Annotated in this window: 25 protein-coding genes and 1 pseudogene; 14 read left to right on the forward strand and 12 right to left on the reverse strand. The window is 70.5% G+C overall.

Features of this window, described 5'->3' with window-relative positions:
• The first annotated feature begins 245 nt into the window (after window positions 1–245).
• Window positions 246–512: a hypothetical protein gene (locus F4560_RS06965; protein WP_184929743.1), complete on the forward strand. Its 267-nt coding sequence runs from the start codon at window positions 246–248 to the stop codon at window positions 510–512.
• A gap of 176 nt (window positions 513–688) precedes the next feature.
• Entirely contained in the window at window positions 689–958 is a 270-nt protein-coding gene (locus F4560_RS06970) for an antitoxin (RefSeq protein ID WP_184917755.1), read from the forward strand.
• 142 nt (window positions 959–1100) lie between these two features.
• On the opposite strand, the gene F4560_RS06975 is transcribed toward F4560_RS06970, so the two are convergent.
• Window positions 1101–1337 carry a hypothetical protein gene (locus F4560_RS06975; RefSeq protein ID WP_184917758.1) on the reverse strand — a complete coding sequence of 79 codons (237 nt, stop codon included), beginning with the start codon at window positions 1335–1337 and terminating at the stop codon, window positions 1101–1103.
• 100 nt (window positions 1338–1437) lie between these two features.
• On the reverse strand, window positions 1438–1824 hold the full coding sequence (locus F4560_RS06980; protein ID WP_184917761.1) for an ATP-binding protein: 387 nt from the start codon (window positions 1822–1824) through the stop codon (window positions 1438–1440).
• 234 nt (window positions 1825–2058) lie between these two features.
• Here F4560_RS06980 and F4560_RS06985 point away from each other — a divergent pair, with 234 nt between their 5' ends.
• The gene (locus F4560_RS06985; protein WP_184917764.1) at window positions 2059–2391 is read left to right on the forward strand and encodes an STAS domain-containing protein; all 333 of its coding nucleotides are present in this window, start codon (window positions 2059–2061) and stop codon (window positions 2389–2391) included.
• A 211-nt stretch (window positions 2392–2602) separates the two neighbouring features.
• Here the strand turns inward: F4560_RS06985 and F4560_RS06990 are convergent, their stop codons facing one another.
• Window positions 2603–7045, reverse strand: a complete 4443-nt coding sequence (locus F4560_RS06990; protein WP_376775277.1) for a hybrid sensor histidine kinase/response regulator — start codon at window positions 7043–7045, stop codon at window positions 2603–2605.
• Between the two features lie 95 nt (window positions 7046–7140).
• Between F4560_RS06990 and F4560_RS06995 the strand changes: the two genes are divergently transcribed.
• Entirely contained in the window at window positions 7141–8538 is a 1398-nt protein-coding gene (locus F4560_RS06995) for a PP2C family protein-serine/threonine phosphatase (RefSeq protein WP_184917767.1), read from the forward strand.
• A gap of 13 nt (window positions 8539–8551) precedes the next feature.
• Here the strand turns inward: F4560_RS06995 and F4560_RS07000 are convergent, their stop codons facing one another.
• Entirely contained in the window at window positions 8552–9427 is an 876-nt protein-coding gene (locus F4560_RS07000) for a LysR family transcriptional regulator (protein WP_184917770.1), read from the reverse strand.
• Window positions 9428–9497: 70 nt separating this feature from the next.
• Here F4560_RS07000 and F4560_RS07005 point away from each other — a divergent pair, with 70 nt between their 5' ends.
• Together F4560_RS07005 and F4560_RS07010 are read left to right on the forward strand one after the other, a co-directional pair.
• Window positions 9498–9878: a YybH family protein gene (locus F4560_RS07005; protein WP_184917773.1), complete on the forward strand. Its 381-nt coding sequence runs from the start codon at window positions 9498–9500 to the stop codon at window positions 9876–9878.
• An 11-nt stretch (window positions 9879–9889) separates the two neighbouring features.
• The gene (locus F4560_RS07010) at window positions 9890–10579 is read left to right on the forward strand and encodes a maleylpyruvate isomerase family mycothiol-dependent enzyme (RefSeq protein WP_184917776.1); all 690 of its coding nucleotides are present in this window, start codon (window positions 9890–9892) and stop codon (window positions 10577–10579) included.
• Here F4560_RS07010 and F4560_RS07015 read toward each other — a convergent pair.
• The 5 genes and pseudogenes from F4560_RS07015 to F4560_RS07035 form a co-directional block, all read right to left on the reverse strand.
• Entirely contained in the window at window positions 10568–10831 is a 264-nt protein-coding gene (locus F4560_RS07015; protein ID WP_184917779.1) for a sulfite exporter TauE/SafE family protein, read from the reverse strand. The genes F4560_RS07010 and F4560_RS07015 overlap by 12 nt on opposite strands.
• Before the next feature lie 60 nt (window positions 10832–10891).
• Window positions 10892–11650: an SAM-dependent methyltransferase gene (locus tag F4560_RS07020; RefSeq protein ID WP_184917782.1), complete on the reverse strand. Its 759-nt coding sequence runs from the start codon at window positions 11648–11650 to the stop codon at window positions 10892–10894.
• 88 nt (window positions 11651–11738) lie between these two features.
• Window positions 11739–12032, reverse strand: a pseudogene (locus F4560_RS07025) (IS256-like element IS6120 family transposase); the annotation flags it as partial.
• Window positions 12033–12154: 122 nt separating this feature from the next.
• Window positions 12155–12421: a hypothetical protein gene (locus F4560_RS07030; RefSeq protein WP_184917786.1), complete on the reverse strand. Its 267-nt coding sequence runs from the start codon at window positions 12419–12421 to the stop codon at window positions 12155–12157.
• A gap of 93 nt (window positions 12422–12514) precedes the next feature.
• The gene (locus F4560_RS07035) at window positions 12515–13090 is read right to left on the reverse strand and encodes a DUF4331 family protein (protein WP_184928950.1); all 576 of its coding nucleotides are present in this window, start codon (window positions 13088–13090) and stop codon (window positions 12515–12517) included.
• A gap of 77 nt (window positions 13091–13167) precedes the next feature.
• On the opposite strand from F4560_RS07035, the gene F4560_RS43425 reads away from it, so the two are divergent.
• The 8 genes from F4560_RS43425 to pcaC all read left to right on the forward strand — a co-directional run bounded on the left by F4560_RS43425 (window position 13168) and on the right by pcaC (window position 18888).
• Window positions 13168–13362: a hypothetical protein gene (locus F4560_RS43425; RefSeq protein ID WP_221485435.1), complete on the forward strand. Its 195-nt coding sequence runs from the start codon at window positions 13168–13170 to the stop codon at window positions 13360–13362.
• Between the two features lie 165 nt (window positions 13363–13527).
• Complete coding sequence (locus tag F4560_RS07045) at window positions 13528–14325, forward strand: CoA transferase subunit A (RefSeq protein ID WP_184917788.1); 798 nt, start codon at window positions 13528–13530, stop codon at window positions 14323–14325.
• A 35-nt stretch (window positions 14326–14360) separates the two neighbouring features.
• Entirely contained in the window at window positions 14361–15083 is a 723-nt protein-coding gene (locus F4560_RS07050; protein WP_184928951.1) for a CoA-transferase subunit beta, read from the forward strand.
• Between the two features lie 34 nt (window positions 15084–15117).
• Window positions 15118–15825, forward strand: coding sequence for a protocatechuate 3,4-dioxygenase subunit beta (pcaH, locus tag F4560_RS07055; protein WP_184917791.1), 708 nt, complete (start codon window positions 15118–15120; stop codon window positions 15823–15825).
• Entirely contained in the window at window positions 15818–16393 is a 576-nt protein-coding gene (gene pcaG, locus F4560_RS07060) for a protocatechuate 3,4-dioxygenase subunit alpha (protein ID WP_184917794.1), read from the forward strand. Before pcaH ends, pcaG begins: the two co-directional genes overlap by 8 nt.
• Entirely contained in the window at window positions 16368–17747 is a 1380-nt protein-coding gene (gene pcaB, locus F4560_RS07065; protein ID WP_184917797.1) for a 3-carboxy-cis,cis-muconate cycloisomerase, read from the forward strand. The genes pcaG and pcaB overlap by 26 nt, the downstream gene beginning before the upstream one ends.
• Window positions 17744–18493: a 3-oxoadipate enol-lactonase gene (gene pcaD / locus F4560_RS07070; protein ID WP_184917800.1), complete on the forward strand. Its 750-nt coding sequence runs from the start codon at window positions 17744–17746 to the stop codon at window positions 18491–18493. Before pcaB ends, pcaD begins: the two co-directional genes overlap by 4 nt.
• Window positions 18494–18543: 50 nt before the next feature.
• A complete protein-coding gene (gene pcaC, locus F4560_RS07075; RefSeq protein WP_184928952.1) occupies window positions 18544–18888 on the forward strand; it encodes a 4-carboxymuconolactone decarboxylase in 345 nt (114 codons plus the stop codon).
• Between the two features lie 88 nt (window positions 18889–18976).
• On the opposite strand, the gene F4560_RS07080 is transcribed toward pcaC, so the two are convergent.
• The 3 genes from F4560_RS07080 to F4560_RS07090 are packed head-to-tail and all read right to left on the reverse strand — an operon-like array spanning window position 18977 to window position 20839.
• Entirely contained in the window at window positions 18977–19744 is a 768-nt protein-coding gene (locus F4560_RS07080; RefSeq protein WP_184917803.1) for a DUF3618 domain-containing protein, read from the reverse strand.
• The gene (locus F4560_RS07085) at window positions 19720–20172 is read right to left on the reverse strand and encodes a phage holin family protein (RefSeq protein WP_246477749.1); all 453 of its coding nucleotides are present in this window, start codon (window positions 20170–20172) and stop codon (window positions 19720–19722) included. The genes F4560_RS07080 and F4560_RS07085 overlap by 25 nt, the downstream gene beginning before the upstream one ends.
• A complete protein-coding gene (locus tag F4560_RS07090; protein ID WP_184917806.1) occupies window positions 20159–20839 on the reverse strand; it encodes a hypothetical protein in 681 nt (226 codons plus the stop codon). Before F4560_RS07090 ends, F4560_RS07085 begins: the two co-directional genes overlap by 14 nt.
• Window positions 20840–20989: the final 150 nt, after the last annotated feature.

The raw sequence follows: 20989 nt of genomic DNA on the forward strand, positions 1-20989 counted from the left end.
ATTCGGTCGGCGCGGTCCCCGGCACAGTCCGGCCCGCGGTTCGCGGCCGGGGACGGGAGCACCGGCTTGTCGCCGGACCATCCGTTCACATCAGCTACCCCCACAGCCCGCGGGCACGCCGGACCGAACGATCACGCTTCCGACGCGCGGGACGATGTCCGCCGTCAGCGTGGTACGGCCCTGCCGGCTGGGGAGACGGGGTCGTCATGACGCAGACCAGACCTGGCCGATCACAGGGTGCCGCAGTGGGCTTCGCCGACGCGCGTGCCGCGGCCGACAGGGCCGAGACCGTCCAGCGCAGCCAGGCCGCCCGCACCGTCGCGGACAACTCGGTCGACGCGAACGACTGCCGAGAGCTGCTGCTCATGCTCGGCCTGCCGGACCCGCCCGCCGATGGCGCACCCGTGCGCACGCAGAACGAGCGGGCGCAGGACCAGCGCGCGGCCGAGCAGCGCGTGCCGGACTACGCGTACCCGGATCCGTCGGACTCGCCCCGCCAGCCGGGAACCTGATCCGCCGCCGATTTGGTGCGAATGTCGTGTTCGGACGGACGTACTGCGTTGTCCCTGCTCCTGGGGCTAACTCAACCGGGTGAGTTGTGGGTTCCACGTGCTTGGGACGCACCGGCCTCCGGGTAGTCCTCGCACAGAGTGTCCACGAGGGACACCCTTGGAGGAGGTCGAGCGCAGTGGGTATCGGCGACAAGTTCGACGACATGAAGAGCAAGGCCAAGGACGCCCTCGGGCAGCACGGCGACAAGGTCGACGAAGGCGTCGACCGCGCCGGGCAGTTCGCCGACGAGCGGACCGGTGGCCAGCACTCCGACCGCATCCAGCAGGGCACGGACAAGGCGAAGGAGGGCCTGGGCCGGTTCCGCGAACAGGACCAGGACCAGTCTCTCGGTCAGGACGAGCCCCTCGGTGGGGGTCAGTACGTCGACCCCGACCAGCAGCGGTAACGCCTCGGCACGACACGTACGAAACGCAGCACGACAAGTACGAAACGCACGGCACGACGGCACGACGGCACGATCAAGGGCCGCCCTCGGCTGAGGGCGGCCCTTCCCGTGTCGCGGGCACTCCCGTGCAGTGGGCGGCGACCTACGACGTCCCGGTGATGCGCGACGCGAGCAGCTGCTTGCCCTGCTCGGCGCCCTTGCGGCTCTCACCCTGGGCGCGGCGGAAGAACTCGGCCAGCTCGCGGTCGCCCGCGCGCTCGGCGTCGCCGATGTAGGTCTCCAGGCGTAGTGCGTTGCTCAAGCACGCTTCTACGAACCAGATGATGTTGTAGTCCTTGTCCTGGGTGCCGGTCACCTGACCGGTTTCGGTCGTGGACACGTGACCTCCTCACTAGTCGGTGACCAGGGGATACCACGTTTTCCGGGCCCTGAACGCCGCGTGCGAGTGAAGGTGGGTCAGCCGGTCGGGTCCGGTCGGCTCAGGCGGCGAGCTCGGCCCAGACGACCTTGCCGTCGGACGTCGGCTCGGAGCCCCACGAGCGGCTCAACGCGGCCACGATGATCAGCCCTCGGCCACGGGCGGAGTCGACCCGCACGGGTCTCGGCTCGGGCAGCGCGGACGAGCGGTCGGCCACCTCGATCCGCACGCCGGACTCGGTCCGGGTCACGGTCAGCCCCACCGGACCCGCCGCGTGGTCCACCGCGTTGGACACGAGTTCGGTCACCACCAGGGCGGCGTCGTCCGCGACGTCCGCCGACAAACCCCAGGCTGACGCCGCTTCGCCAACCACCCGCCTGGCACGCGCCGATGAGCCCGCCGAGGCGGGCAGCGTCACGGCCACCGGCGCTGCTGGCTCGTTGCGCACATCCGCTCCCCGTTGATCGGCCGTTACCGCATCGTCGCACATCCTCCGTTCGCGGTACCGAGTGGTCGCGCTCACCGGCGGTGTGGCGGCGACGGGCGGCGACGGGCGGCGACGCGGTGACCGGCGCGACTGCGGGTCGGATGTGCGGTTGTGGCGGGTTGTGGCGCGTCCGGTGGCGGCGTGGCGGTGAGGGGTGGCGGCATGAGACGCATCGGGTAGCTAGGCTCGGGCACCATGGAGTTGCAGGTGCGCAGTGAGGTGCGGGGCGACTGGACGGTCGTCGCGGTGTCGGGAGAACTCGACGCGGACACCGTCCCCGTGCTGTCCGACCGCCTCGAAGAGAGCGTGGGCGCCCGGCTGGTGGTGGATCTGAGCGGCGTGCCGTTCATGGACACCACCGGTCTGTCCCTGATGCTCGACTGGCACCGGCGTCTGGACGGCGCGGGCGGCGAGTTCAGAATGGCGTCCATGCAACCGGCGGTGCACAAGCTGTTCCGGCTGACCGAGTTGACCGAGGTCATGCACATCCACGAAACCGTCGAGTCGGCCACGACACCCACGTCGTGACCCACCGTCGTGACCCCGTCACGCCAGCCCGCCCCACCAACCCCGCGTGAGTCCTACGTTCACGACCCGTGAGTCCTACGTTCAGGACCCCCGAGTTCAACGCTCAGAACACCCGAGTTGAACGCTCGCGCCCGCGCCGGGGCTCCTGAGCGTTGAATTCAGGCGTTCTGAACGTAGGACTCACGCGTTCTGAACGTAGGACTCACGCGGGTTAGTCTTGTTCTACGCCCAGGTAGAAGGCGATCAGGCGGAGCAGGTGTTCGGTGTCGACCGGCTTGGTGACGTAGTCCGTGGCGCCGGAGGCGAGGGACTTCTCGCGGTCGCCCTTCATCGCCTTCGCGGTCACCGCGATCACGGGCAGGTCGGCGTAACGGGACATGGCGCGGATCGCCGCCATCGTGGCGTTGCCGTCCAGCTCCGGCATCATGATGTCCATCAGCACCAGCGTCACGTCGTCGTACTGCTCCAACGCCCGCACGCCGGTGATCCCGTTGTCCGCGTAGATCACCTGCAACCCGTGCAGCTCCAGCACGCTCGTCAACGCGAACACGTTCCGCAGGTCGTCGTCGACGATCAGCACCTTCTCGCCGTGGAACCGCATGGGCGCGGGCGGCAGCTCGGACGGCGCCACCAGCGACTGCGGCGCGGAGTCGGCGGGCGTCAGCAGCTCCGGCAACGCCTCCTGCTCCACCGGCGCCGGCGGCACGAGGCCCTGGTCGCCCAACGGCAGGTACAGCGTGAACGTCGACCCGACGCCCGGCTCCGACCGCACGTCCAGCCGCCCGTCCAGCAACGCCGCCAGCTCCCGGCTGATCGACAGCCCCAGCCCCGTCCCGCCGTACTTGCGCGACGTGGTGCCGTCCGCCTGCTGGAACGCCTCGAAGATCACCGACAGCTTGTCCGACGGGATGCCGATACCGGTGTCCTGCACGTCGAACGCCACCGAGCCCTCGACCAGCCGCATCCGCAGCTTGATCTCCCCGTCGTGGGTGAACTTCACCGCGTTGGACAGCAGGTTCCGCAGGATCTGCTGCAACCGGTGCTCGTCGGTGTGCAGGGTCGACGGCACGTCCGGCTCCACCACGACCTCGAACGCCAGCCCCTTCTCCGCCGCCAACGGCGACGTCATCGCCTCGACGTACCCGACCACGTCCGACACCCGCACCGGGTCCGTCTGCACCTGCATGTGCCCGGCCTCGACCTTGGTCAGGTCGAGGATGTCGTCGATCAGCTGCAACAGGTCCGTGCCGGACGAGTGGATGGTCCGGGCGAACTCCACCTGCTTCGGGTTCAGGTTGCCGTCCAGGTTGTCCGCCAACAGCTTCGCCAGGATCAGCAGGCTGTTCAACGGCGTCCGCAGCTCGTGCGACATGTTCGCCATGAACTCCGACTTGTACTTCGACGCCGACGACAGCTGCCGCGCCCGCGCCTCCAGCTCCACCGAACCGGCCCGCAGCTCCTCGGTCAGCCGCTGCGACTCCACCAGCAGCGTGTCCGTCCGGGCGTTGGCCAGCATGGTGTTCAGGTTGACGCCGATGTTCTCCTTCAGCTGGTCCAACAGGTCCAGGTGCACCTCGGTGAACTCGCCGAACGACCCCAGCTCGATCACGCCCAGCGTCTCGCCCTGGAACACGATCGGCAGGATCACCAGGTTGGCGGGCGGCGCGGAACCGAGCCCGGAGCCGATCTCCAGGTACCCCGGCGGCACGTCGGTCACCAGCACGGTCTTCTTCTCCACCGCGACCTGCCCGATCAACGACTCGCCGCGCATGAACCGCTTGGGCCGCTTCCCTCGCGGCGTGTAGCCGTAGGCCGCGGTGAGGTCCAGGGCGTGCGACTCCGGGTCAACCAGGAAGAACGCGCCGTGCTGCGCCGACACCAGCGGCGTCAGCTCGCTGATCACCAGTGACGCCATGGCGTTGAGATCCCGGTGGCCCTGCATCTGGCCGGACAGCCGGGCCAGGTTCGTCTTCAGCCAGTCCTGTTCCTGGTTGGCCCGGGTGGACGCGCGCAGGTTGCCGATCATCCGGTTGATGTTGTCCTTGAGGTCCGCGACCTCGCCGGACGCGTCCACGGTGATCTGCCGGGTCAGGTCGCCCGCCGTCACGGCGGTGGCCACCACGGCGATCGCGCGCACCTGCCGGGTCAGGTTCCCGGCCAGCTCGTTCACGTTCTCGGTCAGCCGCTTCCAGGTGCCGGAGACGCCCTCCACCTCGGCCTGGCCGCCCAGCTTGCCCTCGGTGCCGACCTCGCGGGCGACGCGCGTGACCTCCTGGGCGAACGACGACAGCTGGTCGACCATCGTGTTGATGGTGGTCTTCAGCTCCAGGATCTCGCCGCGCGCGTCCACGTCGATCTTCTTGGACAGGTCGCCGAGCGCGACGGCCGTGGTGACCTGGGCGATGTTGCGGACCTGGGAGGTCAGGTTGTTCGCCATGAAGTTGACGTTCTCGGTGAGGTCCTTCCAGGTGCCGGCCACGTTCGGCACCCGCGCCTGACCACCGAGGATGCCTTCGGTGCCGACCTCGCGGGACACCCGGGTGACCTCGTCGGCGAACGCGCGCAGCGTGTCCACCATGCCGTTGATGGTGTCCGCCAGCGCGGCCACCTCGCCCTTGGCCTCGACCGCGATCTTCTTGGACAGGTCGCCGCCCGCCACCGCCGTTGCCACCGCCGCGATCGACCGGACCTGGGTGGACAGGTTGTCGGCCATGACGTTGACGTTGTCGGTCAGGTCCTTCCAGGTGCCCGCGACCCCCGGCACCCGCGCTTGGCCGCCGAGTCGTCCGTCGGTGCCGACTTCTCGGGCGACCCGTGTGACTTCGTCGGCGAAGGAGGAGAGCTGGTCGACCATGGTGTTGATGGTCGACTTGAGTTCGAGGATCTCGCCGCGCGCGTCCACGGTGATCTTCTGGGACAGGTCGCCGCCCGCGACGGCCGTGGTGACCTGGGCGATCGACCGGACCTGCGCGGTGAGGTTGTTCGCCATGAAGTTGACGGAGTCGGTGAGGTCGCGCCAGGTTCCGGCGACGCCGGGCACTTGTGCTTGGCCGCCGAGGCGTCCGTCGGTGCCGACTTCTCGGGCGACCCGTGTGACTTCGTCGGCGAACGAGGAGAGCTGGTCGACCATCGTGTTGATGGTGTCCTTCAACTCCTGGATCTCGCCGCGCGCGTTGACCGTGATCTTCTGCGACAGGTCGCCCCGCGCCACCGCCGTCGCGACCTGCGCGATGTTGCGGACCTGGGAGGTGAGGTTGCCGGCCATGAAGTTGACGGAGTCGGTGAGGTCGCGCCAGGTTCCGGCGACTCCGGGCACCTGGGCTTGGCCTCCCAGCCGTCCATCGCTGCCGACTTCCCGGGCGACGCGCGTGACCTCGGCCGCGAACGACGACAACTGGTCGACCATCGTGTTGATCGTGGTCTTGAGCTGGAGGATCTCGCCCCGCGCGTCCACGTCGATCTTCTGCGATAGGTCGCCCTGCGCGACCGCCGTGGTGACCTGGGCGATGTTGCGGACCTGGGAGGTGAGGTTTCCGGCCATGAAGTTGACGGAGTCGGTGAGGTCGCGCCAGGTTCCGGCGACGCCGGGCACTTGGGCTTGGCCTCCCAGCCGTCCATCGGTGCCGACCTCGCGCGCGACTCGTGTGACTTCGTCGGCGAAGGACGACAGCTGGTCGACCATCGTGTTGATGGTCGACTTGAGTTCGAGGATCTCGCCGCGCGCGTCCACGGTGATCTTCTGCGACAGGTCGCCCTGCGCCACGGCGGTCGCGACCTGCGCGATGTTGCGGACCTGCGACGTCAGGTTGTTCGCCATGAAGTTGACGTTGTCGGTGAGGTCGCGCCAGGTTCCGGCGACGCCGGGCACTTGGGCCTGACCGCCCAGCCGTCCATCCGTGCCGACCTCACGCGCGACACGGGTGACCTCGTCGGCGAACGAGGAGAGCTGGTCGACCATCGTGTTGACGGTGTCCTTCAGCTCCAGCATCTCGCCCGCCACCGTGACGGTGATCTGCTGGGACAGGTCGCCCTGCGCCACGGCGGTCGCCACCTGCGCGATGTCACGGACCTGCTTGGTCAGGTTGTCGGACATGAAGTTGACCGAGTCGGTCAGGTCCTTCCAGGTGCCCGCCACCCCCGGCACGACCGCCACCCCGCCCAGCCGGCCGTCCGTGCCGATCTCCCGCGCCACCCGGGTGACCTCGCCCGCGAACGTCCGCAGCGTCGCCGTCATCGAGTTGAAGCTCTCGACCAACGCGGCCACGTCACCGCGCGCGTCGACCACCATCTCCTGCGACAGGTCGCCCTCGGCGACCGCGGCGAGCACGCGGCTCAGCTCGGCGGTCGGCCGGGTCAGGTCGTCGATCAGGCCGTTCACCGAGTCCGCGGCGGTCGCCCAGCCACCGGTGGCGGGGCTCGGGGTCAGCCGCTCGCCGAGCCTGCCCTCCTGGCCGACCGACTGGCGCACCCGCACCAACTCGCCGACCAGCCACTGGTTGCGCTCCGCGATCTCGTTGAAGACCTCGGCGATCTCGGCTGTCACCCCGTCCTTGGGCACGACGAGACGCCGGCGGAAGTTGCCGTCCTTCATCTCGCGCATGGCGGTCAGAAGTCGGGCCAGGGTCACGTCCGTGTCGTCCTGGGCGGTCGTCACACGAGCCTCCGATGTCAGCGGAACTGGGCCAAGCCTGCCACTGTTGGAGTCAACTTGTCCGATAGGTTGGGTCGACCCGACACACAGGAGCCGTGATGGCCCAGGGCTACCGGCAAGGCGCCGACACGGGCCTCGACCTCGACGCGTGGCGTCGTGTGGTCGACGGCTTCCACGAGGCCGTCGTCGTGCTGGACCCTGAGGGCGTCGTCCGGCTGGTCAACCCGCTCGCGGCCGTGCTGATCCCGGAGGCACGGCCGGGCTCGACGCTGCCGGAGGCCGTCGACCACGGCCGTCACCAGGACCTGGGCGGCGGGTGGAGCGCCTGGTACCGGGGTGTGGACCACTACCTGGACGAGGCCGCGCGGCGGTTGTCGGCGCTCACGGAACGTGCCGACACGTTGCGCGCGGTGGTCGAGTTGGCCCCCGCGAAGCACAGCGTCGTGGTGCTGCCGGGGGTGCGTGGACGCCTGGAGTGGTGGCGCCGCACGCCGGCCGGTGACGTGGCCGTCGCCCGCACCACCCGGCAGGTCGCCGGCACCGTGGCCGGTTTCACCGACGTGCTGGACCGGCTGGTCGAGCACGCGGAGCTCACCGACCTGGGTGAGGGCCCGTGGGGCACGTCCGGGACCGGCCTGGCCGTGCCGCTGACCGAGGGCGGCGCCCTGGTGTGCTTCGACGGGACCTGGAACGTCGACCTGCTGAAACGTTTCGCCGCACGGGCCGCGGCGGCGATGGAGGCGAGCGACCGGTTCGTCCAGCAGGAGCGGACCGTGGACGCGCTGAGGACGAACCTGCTGCCCGCGACGCTGCCGGACGTGCCGGGTGTCCGCCTGGCCAGGGTGTACGAGCCCGCGCACCGGCGGGTGCTGATCGGCGGCGACTTCTACGACGTCCACCCGCGTGAGGACGGCAGCGCGGCGTTCGTGCTCGGTGACGTGGCGGGCAACGGGCTGGAGGCGGCCGTGCACAGCGGTCGGGTGCGGCAGAGCCTGCACACCCTGCTCGTGGTCGAGCAGCGGCCCGCGCACCTGTTGCACCTGCTCAACTCCGCTCTGCGGGCGGCCGGCAGCCGCCTGTTCACCACCCTGGTCGTCGGCACGATGATGCCCGTGCAGGCCGGCGGGCTGCGCTTGACCCTCGCCGCCGGCGGTCACCCCGCGCCGCTCGTGCTGCGCTCCGACGGGCGGGTGGACGAGGTGGCGGTGCACGGCGGGATCGTCGGCGTGCTGGCGGAGGTGCGGTTCCACCAGACGACGGTGACGCTCGCGCCGGGGGAGACGTTGCTGCTGTACAGCGACGGGTTGACCGAGGCGCGCAAGCACGGTGACCGCGAGCAGCTGTTCGGGGATGTGCGGCTGAAGGCGGCGCTGGCCCAGTGCGTCGGGCTGCCCGCCGAGGCGGTGGCCCAACACGTCCGGCAAGTGGCGTTCGAGTGGCTCGGCGAGACCGAGCACGACGACCTGACCCTGCTGGTGTTGCAGGCCGAGTCCTGACGCCGGAGATCGTCTACGCGAAGGCCCGTCGGCAGTGGGCCACCAGCTCACGGGTCGCGGGGCCGCGGGGGTTCCGCCAGATCAGGGCGAGCAACGCGGGCGTCGTGACGTCGGTGATGGTCAGGGCGACGAGCCGGTCGCGGTAGTGCGCGGCCATCGAGTCGCTGAGGATGGCGATGCCCAGGCCGCGGGCGGCGAGGTCGGCGATGGCGTCCGCGGCGCCGGCTTGGAGCGCGATCGACGGGTGCAGGCCTTGGGTCGCGCACGCCTGGTCGAACACCGTGCGCAGGCCGGTGCCGACCGGCATGCACACGATCGGGTGGGGAACCAGGTCCCGCAACGTGATCCGCCGTGATCTCGCCAACGGGTGGCCGTTCGGGACCGCCGCGACCAGCCGTTCGTCGATGATCGTCAACGCGTCCAGTCCTTCCGGGATGGCGCCCGCGGCCCCGATGAGGGCCAGGTCGACGGTTCCACCGCGCACCGCGTGGACGAGTTGGGCGGAGTTGTCCTCCAGCAGGGAGATCTCCACGCCTGGGTGTGCCCGGTGGAACGTGGCGAGGGCGTCGAACAGCGGTGTGACGGTGCAGCCGACGACCATGCCCACGGTGAGCGTGCCGCGGATCAGGTCGGCCACCTCGCCGACCGCCTGGCTGACCGCGTCGGCGGCGGCCAGTGCGGCGCGGGCGTGTTCGAGGGCCGCCTTGCCCGCGACGGTGAGGGTGACGACGCGGGCCGACCGGTCGAACAGGTCGGCGCCCAGTTCACGCTCCAGCTGACGGATCTGGGCGCTGACACCGGATTGGCTGATGTGCACGCGCTCGGCGGCGCGGGTGAAGTTCCGCTCCTCGGCGACCGCGACGAAGTACTCCAGCTGCCTCAGTTCCATGACTGGCAATTCTAGTTTGTATGAGATCCATCTGTTGGACTTCTGGTCGGTCCGCCACCAGGCTGGACCCATGTCGGAATACGAGAAGGCCATGCGGCCGGAAGACCTGACCCGCCTGTTCGTCGAACGATCCAACGCCGGTGACGCGGCCGGAGTGGCGGCGCTGTACGAGGAGGACGCGGTGCTCGCCTACCCGCCGGGCAGCCGGACCGAAGGGCGGGAGGCGATCCGTGCGCTGTGGGAGAAGGTGCTGGCCAACCGCCCGCACTTCGAGCCGGAACCACCACTGCCGACGTTGATCAGCGGTGACATCGCACTGACCGCGACGCCGCCGAAGGACGGGAGCGGCGCACGCGCGCAGGTCGTCCGGCGTCAGCCCGACGGGAGTTGGCTGCGGCTCCTCGACCAGCCCGAGTTCACGCCCCCGGACCGCGCCGGTGAGCGTGGCTAGGATCGGGTGGCGTGAAGCCACCCACCGACGCCGTAGCGCAGGCCCATCGGCGTCTGCTCCAGGTGATCGCCCACCTCACCGACGCCCAGGTCGCGGAACCGTCGTTGCTGCCGGGGTGGACGCGTGGTCACGTGCTGGCCCACCTCGCGGACGCCGCTCGGGCTCGCAGTCGCGTTGTGGAACACGCGTCGCGCGGCGAGCTGGTCGACATGTGGGCGCCGGGCGAACGGGACGCGATCATCGAGGCCACGGCGTGCCGGCGCGCAGCTGAGCACCGTGCCGCCACGGCCGAGCACTCGGACCGGCTGGAGCGGGCGTGGGCGGGTGTCGAGGACTGGTCGCCGCCGACCGATCCCGCTGTCGTCGACCCGGTACCGGCCGTGTTCACGCGCTGGCGCGAGTTGTGGATCCACATGATCGACCTCGACCTGGGCGTCCGCCCCACCGAGTGGAGCGTCGAGTTCTCCTGCCACACCATCGACATCCTGCAACCGCGTCTGCCCGACGACGTTTCGGTGCGCGCGACCGATGTTCAGCGGACGTGGGGGAGCGGTACGGAGGTGACCGGCGGTGTCCGTGACCTCGCCGCCTGGCTCGCCGGACGCGTTCCCGATGAGCTGCCCGTGTCCGCCGCGCCGCTGCCGGTGCTCGGCCCGTGGCCCGCGTACCCAGCCCGTCGTGCGGCTCCTTCACAGTCCTGACCCCGCTCGCACGGCCAGGTCGACGCCGACCACCAGGACGAAGGCTGCGGTGATGGTGGGTAGGGCGGTGAAGCGGTCTCGGAAGCGTTCTACGGCGGTCAGGCGGTCTCGTAGGCGGACCAGCAGGAGGCCTACGGCGGTGAGGGTGGCGGCCATGCCCAGGCCGTAGCCGACGACGAGTAGCACGCCGAACCACGTCCGGCCCAGGGCTACCGCGCCCAGCAGGACGACCAGTGCGGAGGGGCTGGGCACCAGGCCACACCCGTGCCGATCAGGGAGGAATAGTCAACTTGGCAGCAACGTGAACGCCGATCAGTCGCGCGCGCCGGCGGCGGCGACGTCGTGCAGGACGAAGGTGGCGAACCCAAGCTCGCGTCGCGCGCCGCTCAGCCAGGCCTCGCGATGCTCACGGGCAACGGCAAGCGCCTGGTCGCGATCCTCCGGCGTCGAGGCCTCCCGTACGGCCCAGTCGACGAGCGACCCGGTCCAACTGAACTGGTAGTCGTCCCACTCGGCCAACGTGCTTACGTGCCCGTACGACGGCTCGAACCCGTGCTCACGGATGGCTCGCACGAAGCCGGCGAGGTCGGGATAAGCGTCGGCAGAAACCTCGAGCGCCGCCAGCGCAGAGGCCGATGGGGAGCTTTCCCAGATGCTGTCGCCGATCAGCGCTTGGCCGCCGGGGCGCAGATGCCGCCGGACAGCGACCAGCATGTCCTCCAGCCGGCCGAAGGCGTGGCTCGCACCGACGCACAGCACCACGTCGAAGACCCCGTCGGCCCAGGTGGCGGCATCCGTTTCGATCCAGCGCACACGGTCGCTCAGCCCCCGCTCGCCGGCACGCCCGGCGGCAGAGGCCGGGAGCATGTGGTCTATCCCTACGCCCGTGATCCCGGGGTGGGCAAGCAGCAACGCCTGCAGCCACTCGCCCTCTCCGCACCCGAGGTCGACGGCGCGGGCGCCGTCGCTTGGGCGCAGCCAGCCGACCAGTTCGCGTAGCTGCTGGGGCGCCACTGGCGCCGCGATCGGATGGCGCAGGTGGGCAATGTCGAAGATCTCGGAGCGCTCCACTGCGGCAACCCTACAAGCCGACTCAACCGAGGCTGAGGCATGCCGGAGTGAGGCACATGATCCGCCGCACTTGTGTGGATCGGCGTGGTCATGCGACGTGCTGATCGCCTCCTGACTTCTCATCGGGTCGCTCGACCAGGACGCCGCGTTCGAAGGTCGCGCCGGCGCGGACGAGGGCGACCAGGTGGGGTGCGTTGGCCGCTCGCCACCGGTGCTGGGCGGACTCGATCAGCTTGAACGCCATAGCCAGGCCTGCCGCGCGGGATCCGGGGCCCTTGGTGACCTTCCGCCGCAACCGCACGGTCGCGACGGTCGACTCGATCGGGTTCGTGGTCCGCAGGTGCACCCAGTGCTCGGCCGGGTAGTTGTAGAACTCCGCCGCCGTGTCAGGCAGCAACGCCTGGGCTTGGGATGCATGATCACGCGCCGCGCCGAAGTCATGACGAGCATTCGCCAACGCCCCCAACCCGACCAAAGCGAACCCGTTCCCGGAAGGCTGGTGCTTCAACGACGAGTCCAGCGCACCCCGTGCCTTCTCGTAGTACGACGCATCACCGGTGATCCGCGTCTGCTCGACGTAAGCCGAACCCAGCGCGGCCCACGCCCCGGCGTCCGGCGCAGCTTGTCCTGCAACGCGGACACGGTCCGGTGCGACGCGACCTCCACCACCGGGCCGACCGGTTGATCCTCCGAAGTGGACAGTGAGGACACCGCCGTGACGAGCAGGGCGACACCGCCCACGACGGAGGTGACGGCGATGAGACGGAGCATGGCGACCTCCAAGGCTCCAAGGCTCCAGAGCTCCATGGCTCCAGGGAGAAACCCCCGTTCGGAGGGAGGGGTGCCCTCCGAACGGGGGGCGGACTACTCGGTCGGGGAGTCCTGCTGGGCGCGGTGGCGCAACACCCACGCACCGGCGCCGATCAGCAGGATGGCGAGTAGTCCGCTCAACAGGGGCGCGGTCGGAATCCCGCCGCCGCCCGCTGTCGGCTTGATCGCGACCTCCGCCCCACCGGCGTTGACCGCGGTGTTGTTGGGCAGCGCCACGTACGGGAACTTCTTCTCGAACGCGTTCTCGTTCGCGTCGACCTTGTCACCGGCGGCCGGCGCCTCGACCACGCCGTTCACCGCCGCGCCCTCCAGCGCCTGCAACCCGATGTCCAGCACGTCGTCCGACAGCCTGCGGCCGTTCGGGAAGCCCAGGTTGTCCTGGGCCAGCACGCCGAGCCGGTTCGGGTCGGCGGCCGGCGCCACGGATATGTTCAGCCGCAACTGCTCGGAGGGCACGAACTTCCGCACGTCCACTTCCGCGTTGTCGACCTGCGAGTTCAGGTCGGCCTTGATCGGTCCGCCGAGCTTCGTGGTGATGCCGGTCAGGAAGATCTCCACCAGGTCGTCCCGCCGTCCCTTGGGTTCCCCAGCCGGGAGACCTGCACCCAGTCGCCGTGCGCGGCGAGAAGGTCGCGATCAGCGTCACGGTGTCCGGGTGGTCGGGGCTCACGAACGCGTAGACGTCGGTGTTGTCGACCGCCGCGTCGCCCGCGATCAGCGGCGCCTCGCGGTGGCTCGACGCGCCCGCACCGGACACGCCGAACAGGCCGGTGGCCAGGGCCGTGGCGCCGACCGCGGCCAACGCGCCGGCCACCCGGGTGGCGCGGCGGCTGGTGAGCGGTGTGGACATGCTCGATCCCTTCATGGGGTGCGCGGGCTGACATGAGGCAATTCGTCCCGCGGGCACGTCCGGTTCAGAAGGTAGGGGTTCCAGGGCTTCCGGTGAGTGGAAGTTCCCGTTGACCCGTGTCGAGCGCGCTCAATAGCGTTCGCCGTCGTTCGCCGCACTGGATCGGCGGTTCGGACCGCGCACAACGGGAGGTCGGATGGCCGCCATCGCACCCCTCGCGGACGCCGTGGCACACGTCGTGCGTGACGGCGACACCGTGGCTTTCGAGGGGTTCACGCACCTGATCCCGTTCGCGGCGGGGCACGAGGTGATCCGGCAGGGCAGGCGCGACCTGACCCTGGTCCGGATGACCCCGGACGTGCTGTACGACCAGCTCATCGGGGCCGGCTGCGCACGGAAGCTGGTGTTCTCCTGGGGCGGCAACCCGGGCGTCGGCTCGCTGCACCGGTTCCGTGACGCGGTCCAGCACGGTTGGCCAAGGCCGCTGGAACTGGAGGAGCACAGCCACGCGGGCATGGCGAACCGGTACGTGGCGGCGGCGTCCGGGCTGCCGTTCGCGGTGCTGCGCGGCTACACCGGCACCGACCTGCCCGCCCAGACGGCCAACATCTCGTCGGTGACGTGCCCGTTCACGGGTGAGGTGCTGACCGCCGTCGCCGCGTTGCGCCTGGACGCCGCGGTGGTGCACGCGCAGCGGGCCGACCGGCACGGCAACGTGCAGCTGTGGGGGATCACCGGCGTGCAGAAGGAGGCCGTGCTGGCGGCTTCGCGTTCGCTGGTCACGGTCGAGGAGATCGTGGACGAGCTGGAGCCGCGGCCGGGCGCGGTGGTGCTGCCGTCGTGGGTGGTGGACTACGTGTCCGTGGCGCCGGGCGGGGCGCACCCGTCCTACGCGCACGACTACTCCGTGCGGGACAACGACTTCTACCAGGCGTGGGACGAGATCAGCCGCGATCGGGACCGGTTCGCGCAGTGGTTGGAGGGTGTCGCGTGAGCGGTTACACGGCTGGCGGTTACACGTCCGACGAGATGATGACCGTCGCGGCGGCGCGGGCGTTGCGTGACGGCGCGGTGTGCTTCGTCGGCATCGGCCTGCCCAGCACCGCGGCCAACCTGGCCCGCCGCACGCACGCGGAGAACCTGGTGCTGGTGTACGAATCCGGCACGATCGGCGCGAAACCGGACCGGTTGCCGCTGTCCATCGGCGACGGCGTGCTGGCCGACACGGCGGTCAGCGTGGTGGGCGTGCCGGAGATCTTCAACTACTGGTTGCAGCCCGGCCGGATCGACGTCGGCTTCCTCGGCGCGGCCCAGCTCGACCGGTTCGGCAACATCAACACCACGGTCATCGGCGGCGACTACCGCAACCCCGGCGTCCGGCTGCCGGGAGCGGGTGGCGCGCCGGAGATCGCCGCGTCCTGCCGCGAGGTCGTCGTGGTGGTGCGGCAGACCAAGCGGGCGTTCGTCGAACGGGTCGACTTCGTGACGTCGTTCGGCTTCGGGTCCGGGCCGGGGGAGCGGGAGGAGCTGGGCCTGACCGGTGCGGGTCCTCAGCTCGTGATCACCGACCTGGGCGTGCTGCGGCCCGACCCCCGGACCTGCGAGCTGGTGCTCACGCGGCTGCACCCCGGTGTCGACCCGGCGACCGTGCGTGAGCGGACCGGGTGGGACCTGAAGTTCGCCGACGACCTGGGCCGCACCGAGCCGCCGACCGAGCGTGAACTCGCCGTGCTGCGCGAGCTGACCCGCTAGACAATCCCTTCGGCACGACGAACAGGAGACCCCGGTGCCGACCTATCGGCAAGACACCGCGTCGCACCCACCGGTGCGGTTCCCCGAATACCGGTCCAACGTGCCCCGCGCGCCGCACCGGCCGTTCGTGCTGCTGCCGCAGCGGCTGGGCGAGATCACCGGCCCGCTGCTCGGCGAGGGACGCGTCGGCCCGAACGACAACGACCTGACCCTCGGCCACGACGGCGAGCCGCAGGGCCAGCGGATCATCGTGTCCGGCCGGGTGCTGGACGGTGACGGGCGGCCGGTCGCGGGCACGTTGGTAGAGGCGTGGCAGGCCAACGCGGCCGGCCGGTACCGGCACGACGCCGACCGCCACCCCGCGCCGCTCGACCCGAACTTCACCGGCGTCGGCCGCACGATCACCGACGCGGACGGCCGCTACTCGTTCACCACCATCCACCCCGGCGCGTACCCGTGGCGCAACCACGACAACGCCTGGCGGCCCGCGCACATCCACTTCTCGCTGTTCGGGACCGCGTTCACCCAGCGGTTGATCACCCAGATGTACTTCCCCGGCGACCCGCTGTTCGCCCAGGACCCGATCTTCAACTCGGTCCGCGACCCCAAGGCCCGGGAAGCGATGGTGGCCCGGTTCGACCTGGACACCACCGTGTCCGAGTGGGCGCTCGGCTACCAGTGGGACATCGTGCTGCGGGGCAAGAACCCCACGCCGCTTGAAGAGGAGGACGACGATGAGTGAACTTCAGGTGAAGCCTCTTCAGACGACGCCGTCGCAGACCGTCGGCCCGTTCTTCTCGTTCGGCCTGGTGTGGGAGGACGGACCGTACGTCGTTCCCGAAGGCACGCCCGGCGCGTTCCGCATCGAAGGCACGGTGTTCGACGGCGCGGGCGTGCCGGTGCCGGACGCGGTGATCGAGACCTGGCAGGCCGACCAGGACGGCCGGTTCGACCACCCCGACGACCCGCGCGGACCGGTGCGCTGGAAGGATTTCCGCGGCTTCGGGCGCAGTGCCACCGACCCCGTGGGCGGGTATTCGCTGCTGACCGTCAAGCCCGGTCCACTGCCGGTGATCGGCGGCGGACTGGAGGCACCCCACCTCAACGTGTCCGTGTTCAGCCGGGGCATGCTGGTGCGACTGGTCACCCGCATCTACTTCCCCGACGAGGAGGCCAACACCGCGGACCCGGTCCTGACCTCGATCGACCCCGCCAGGCGGGCCACGCTCGTCGCCGAGAGCGCTCCGCACGGCTACCGCTTCGACATCCACCTGCAAGGGGAGCATGAAACCGTCTTCTTCGACCTCTGAGCACGGCGGCCGGTCGCCCGGCGGCGCCGCCCGCTCGCTCTGGGGCACGCTGTTCACCGATCCGGACGTCGAGGCCGAGACCTCCGACCGGGCGTGGCTGCGCGCCATGCTGGACTTCGAGCGCGCCCTGGCCATCGTGCAGGCCAGGGCGGGCATCGTGACCGAGGAGGCCGCCCGGATGGTGGTCACGGCCATCGACGTCGGGCACTACGACCCGGTGGCCCTCGGCGAGGGCGCGCTCACGTCCGGCACGCCCGTGGTGCCGCTGGTCCGGGCGATCGGCGCGCACGTCACCGCCGAGGGGCGTGCGGCCGTGCACAACGGCGCGACCAGCCAGGACGTGCTGGACACGGCGTTGTCGCTGGTCGCCTACCGGGCGCTCGGGCCGGTCCTGGACGGGCTGCGCGGCGTCGCGGCCGAGTGCGAACGGCTCGCCCGGCGGCACCGGGACACGTTGATCGCCGGCCGCACGTTGGCGCAGCACGCGCTGCCGACCACGTTCGGGCTGAAGTGCGCCGGGTGGCTGGTCGCGGTGGACGAGGCCGAAGCCGTGCTGGCGCGGGTGCGCACGCACCGGTTGGCGGTGCAGTTCGGTGGCGCTGCCGGGACGTTGGCCGCGGTGCCCTCGGGTGGCGACCTGACCGGTCAGTTGGCCGCCGAACTGGGACTGGCCGCGCCGTTGATCCCGTGGCACACCAACCGGACGAGGGTCGCGGAGCTGGCGTGCGCGCTGGGTGAGGCGTCCGGCGTGCTGGCCAAGATCGCGCAGGACGTGGTGCTGCTGGCGCAGACCGAGGTCGCGGAGGTGGCGGAGGCGGACGGTGGCACGTCGTCCGCCATGCCGCACAAACACAATCCGGTGCGTGCGGTGCTGGTGACGGCGTGCACGCGCCGGGTGCCGGGGCTGGTGTCCACGGTGCTGTCGGCGATGGCTCAGGAGCACGAGCGCGCGGCGGGGGCGTGGCACAGCGAGTGGCAGACCGTGACCGAGTTGCTGCGGCTGGTCGGCGGGGCGGTGCGCGGGACGCGTGAGCTGTTGTCCCGGCTCGTGGTCGATGCCGGGCGGATGCGCCGCAACCTGGACCTGACCGGTGGGCTGCTGATGGCCGAGAACGTGGCCGTGCGGCTGACCGGGCGTATCGGGCGGTCCGAGGCGCAGGACCTGGTGGCGGAGGTGTGCCGGACGGCGGTGGCGTCCGGTCAGCCGTTGCGCGCCGCGTTGCTGGCGGACCTGCGGATCGGGTTGTCGGAGCAGGAGATCGACGACGCGCTGGACCCGGCCGGGTACGTCGGCAGCGCGGGGGAGTTCGTGGACCGCGCCCTCGCGGCGCATCGGGGAAGGGGGCGGCCGTGAAGCCGTACTACGAGTTGAGCGGGCCTTCGGACGCGCCGGTGGTCGTCCTGGGGAACTCGCTCGGCACCACGACGGCGTTGTGGGAGCGCCAGTTGCCGGTGCTGCACCAGCGTTTCCGGGTGTTGCGCTACGACCACCGCGGTCACGGGGGCAGTCCGGCCCCGGCGGGTCCGTACCGGATCGACGACCTCGCCGACGACGTGCTGGAGCTGTTGGACGCGCTGGGGTTGGCGAGGGTGTCGTACTGCGGGGTGTCGATGGGCGGGATGGTCGGCATGTGGCTGGCCGGGCACGCGCCGGAGCGCATCGAGCGGTTGGTGTTGTGCTGCACGGCGGCTACGTTCGACAGTTTTCAGCCGTGGGTGGACCGGGCTGCGGCCGTGCGTTCTTCCGGGACCGGGTCGATCGCACCTGCCGCCGTCGGCCGGTGGTTCACTCCGGAGTTCCGTGAGCGGTCGCCCGAGGTGGTGGCCTCCTTCGAGGCCGGTCTGTCCGAAGTGGATGACGAAGGGTACGCGGCTTGCTGTGACGCGTTGGCGGCACTGGACTTGAGGTCGGTGCTGCCCGCGATCGAAGCGCCGACCGTGGTGATTTCGGGGGAGGACGACCAGGCCACGCCGATGGAGTGCGGGCGCCTCATCGCCGAGGCGATACCGGGTGCTGCTTATCGGGTGGTTCCGGGGGCGCACTTGGCGAACGTCGAGTCGCACGAAGAGGTCTCGGCGATCCTGGAGGCGCACCTGTGAGCTCCGACTGCGACTGCGACTGCGACTCCGACTCCGACTCCGACGAGGGTATGCGGGTGCGGCGGGAAGTGCTCGGTGATGAGCACGTGGACCGGGCGGTGGCGGGGACCGACGCGTTCACGGCGGATTTCCAGGACTTCATCACCCGGTACGCGTGGGGTGAGGTGTGGGCGCGTCCGGGTTTGGACCGACGGGTGCGGTCGTGCATCACGTTGGCCATGCTGGCGGCGCTCGGGCATGAGCAGGAGTTGGCGATGCACGTGCGCGCGGCGTTGCGGAACGGGCTGACGGCGGACGAGATCAAGGAAGTGCTGTTGCAGGTGGGGGTCTACGCGGGAGTGCCGGCGGCGAACCGGGCTTTCGCCGTGGCCCAACCGATCCTGAACAGCGCTTAGCGCGACACGTGCTCTGGGTAGCGCTCAGCGCCGGTCTCCGTCTGGAGATCGGCGCTGGTTGCCGGGACGTGTCACCCGGCGGGTCGCGCTAGTACTGGTTCCTTGCTTCGTGCTTGACCTGCTGACCAGACTCACGGGCGTGGTCGGTCACCTCGTGGGCCGAACCCTTCGCCTGGTCCACGGTGGTCTGCTTGGCGTCCTGGGCCACCTGCTTCACCTGGCCCGTCGCCTCGCCGACCATGGTGCCCGCCTCGTCCTTCAGCTTCTGCGCGGACTCGGTGACGGCTTCCTTCACCGGCTCGATGGCGCCGCTCGCACGGTCGCCGAGCTCCCGGACGGCGTCCTGCTCGGCTCGGGTCGCCGGGATCAGGGTCGCCACCAACGCACCTGCGCCGAACGCGATCAAACCCGCCGCCAGCGGGTTGCCGCGGGCCTGTTGGCGTGCCTGCTCGGGCGCCGTCTGGACGGCTTGGGCGGCGTGCTGTGCCTTGTCGCTCATCGTGGACGCAGCGTGCTGCGCCTTGTCACCGACGGTCGAGGCGGCGTCGTGCGCACGCCCTCCGACCGTGGACGCGGCGTCGTGGGCGCGGTCGCCCATGGTGGACGCGACGTCCCTCGTGCGCTCACCGGCGGTGGACGCCATGCCCGCCGCACGGTGCTGCATCGTGGAGGCGCTCTCCGGAACCGTGCCCATGACTCGCTCCTTCAAACTGCTCATGCCGTGCCGCACCCGGTCCACCCGGCGCTGGGCGATGTTGCGCGGCCTGGTGTGGTCGACGATCCGGTTGGCGTCGGCGACCAGCTCGGCACGGGTCCGGTCGATGTCGTGCCTTATTTCGTCGGGTGACGTGCCCATTCCGCGTCCTCCTTCAACGTTTCGACGGTGCGTTCCGGCTTGGGCGACACCTTGCGCAGCCGCGACCGACCGGCGGAGAACAAGATGGCCCCGGCGACGGCCCACAGGACCGCCACCACCAGCGTGGCCCAGCCCAAGCCTATGAACGACGCCAAAGCGAACACGAGCGCCAGGCTGAGCAGGACCGCGGTCATGTAGCCCGCGAACCCGGCCGCGCCCAGCATCCCCGCCGCCTTGCCCGCCTTGCCGGCCTCCTGCCGGATCTCGGCCTTGGCGAGTTCGAGTTCCTGGCGCATCAACCGCGACAGGTCCTCGGTCAGCTCACCGACGAGTTCCCCGAGCGACGGCTCCTCGCCGGTCGGTGGCACCGCGGTCGCGCCCGCCTCGGGCATGCGCGTGTGCGGCACACGGGTCTCAGCGCTGGACATACGGCGCTCCCTCCGGCTGGTACGGCGTGCGCGGCGACGGCGTCGGGTTCGACGGGAACTGCGGCGCCAACGTGCCGTATTCAGGCGCAGGCGCAGGCGTTGGAGTCGCTGTCGTCGGCGGCACCGCGGTCGGCGTGGTGACCGGAGTCGTCGGCGTCTGGTCGGTGTACCCGCTCTGCGTTCGCGGCTCGTTCGCGGCGCCCATGCTCTTGGCGGCACGGGCGACCATGAAACCGGCCACGGCAGCGCCGATCAGGAACGTCCCCGGCTTGCGGCGGGCGAAGTCCTGCGCCGAGTCCAGCAGCCCGCGCGCGCCCCGCTCGTCCAGGTACCGCGCCGCCTGCCGGCTGGTGTCCGCGACCTGGCGCAACGCGCCCGCGGTCAGCGAGTCCGGACCCGAGTCGTCGGCCATCGTGCCCAACTCGTCGGCGATCCGGTTGATCTGCCGCGACACCCGCCGCGCCTGCTCCTCGGCCTCACTGGCCACCCGTTCCCGCATGTCCCGCGCGACGTGCTTGGCCTGGCCCGCCGCCTCGTGGGCCACCTGCCCGGCCTGCGCACGCGCGGTCGCGCCCACGTCTCCTGCGGCCTGCCTGGCGTGCTGCGCCATGGCGGTGCCCTCCTGCTGGGCGGTCTCCCGGACCGCACCCACTTGGTTCTCGTCCACGGCTGACTCCTCATGTCGGCGTGTTCTCGCCTACCGACCTACCCACCTGACAGCCGGCTAACCTCCTTCGCAACGGCAACTATCCGGGCGCGAGCGTGTCCTCCGCACGTGGCGGCGGAATAGCCCACAAAGTCGGCCCTTCACCTGTAC

The organism is Saccharothrix ecbatanensis (assembly GCF_014205015.1).
Lineage (GTDB): Bacteria > Actinomycetota > Actinomycetes > Mycobacteriales > Pseudonocardiaceae > Actinosynnema > Actinosynnema ecbatanense.

Excerpts from the sequence above, each read along its gene's own strand:
- F4560_RS06995 (WP_184917767.1), top strand. The coding sequence starts at position 7,141 with ATGGCCCAGGGCTACCGGCAAGGCGCCGACACGGGCCTCGACCTCGAC.
- F4560_RS07005 (WP_184917773.1), top strand. The coding sequence starts at position 9,498 with ATGTCGGAATACGAGAAGGCCATGCGGCCGGAAGACCTGACCCGCCTG.
- pcaB (WP_184917797.1), top strand. The coding sequence starts at position 16,368 with ATGAAACCGTCTTCTTCGACCTCTGAGCACGGCGGCCGGTCGCCCGGC.
- F4560_RS07085 (WP_246477749.1), bottom strand. The coding sequence starts at position 20,172 with ATGTCCAGCGCTGAGACCCGTGTGCCGCACACGCGCATGCCCGAGGCG.
- F4560_RS07050 (WP_184928951.1), top strand. The coding sequence starts at position 14,361 with ATGATGACCGTCGCGGCGGCGCGGGCGTTGCGTGACGGCGCGGTGTGC.
- F4560_RS07030 (WP_184917786.1), bottom strand. The coding sequence starts at position 12,421 with ATGCTCCGTCTCATCGCCGTCACCTCCGTCGTGGGCGGTGTCGCCCTG.
- pcaG (WP_184917794.1), top strand. The coding sequence starts at position 15,818 with ATGAGTGAACTTCAGGTGAAGCCTCTTCAGACGACGCCGTCGCAGACC.
- F4560_RS07000 (WP_184917770.1), bottom strand. The coding sequence starts at position 9,427 with ATGGAACTGAGGCAGCTGGAGTACTTCGTCGCGGTCGCCGAGGAGCGG.
- F4560_RS06985 (WP_184917764.1), top strand. The coding sequence starts at position 2,059 with ATGGAGTTGCAGGTGCGCAGTGAGGTGCGGGGCGACTGGACGGTCGTC.
- F4560_RS07080 (WP_184917803.1), bottom strand. The coding sequence starts at position 19,744 with ATGGGCACGTCACCCGACGAAATAAGGCACGACATCGACCGGACCCGT.
- F4560_RS07045 (WP_184917788.1), top strand. The coding sequence starts at position 13,528 with ATGGCCGCCATCGCACCCCTCGCGGACGCCGTGGCACACGTCGTGCGT.
- pcaC (WP_184928952.1), top strand. The coding sequence starts at position 18,544 with ATGCGGGTGCGGCGGGAAGTGCTCGGTGATGAGCACGTGGACCGGGCG.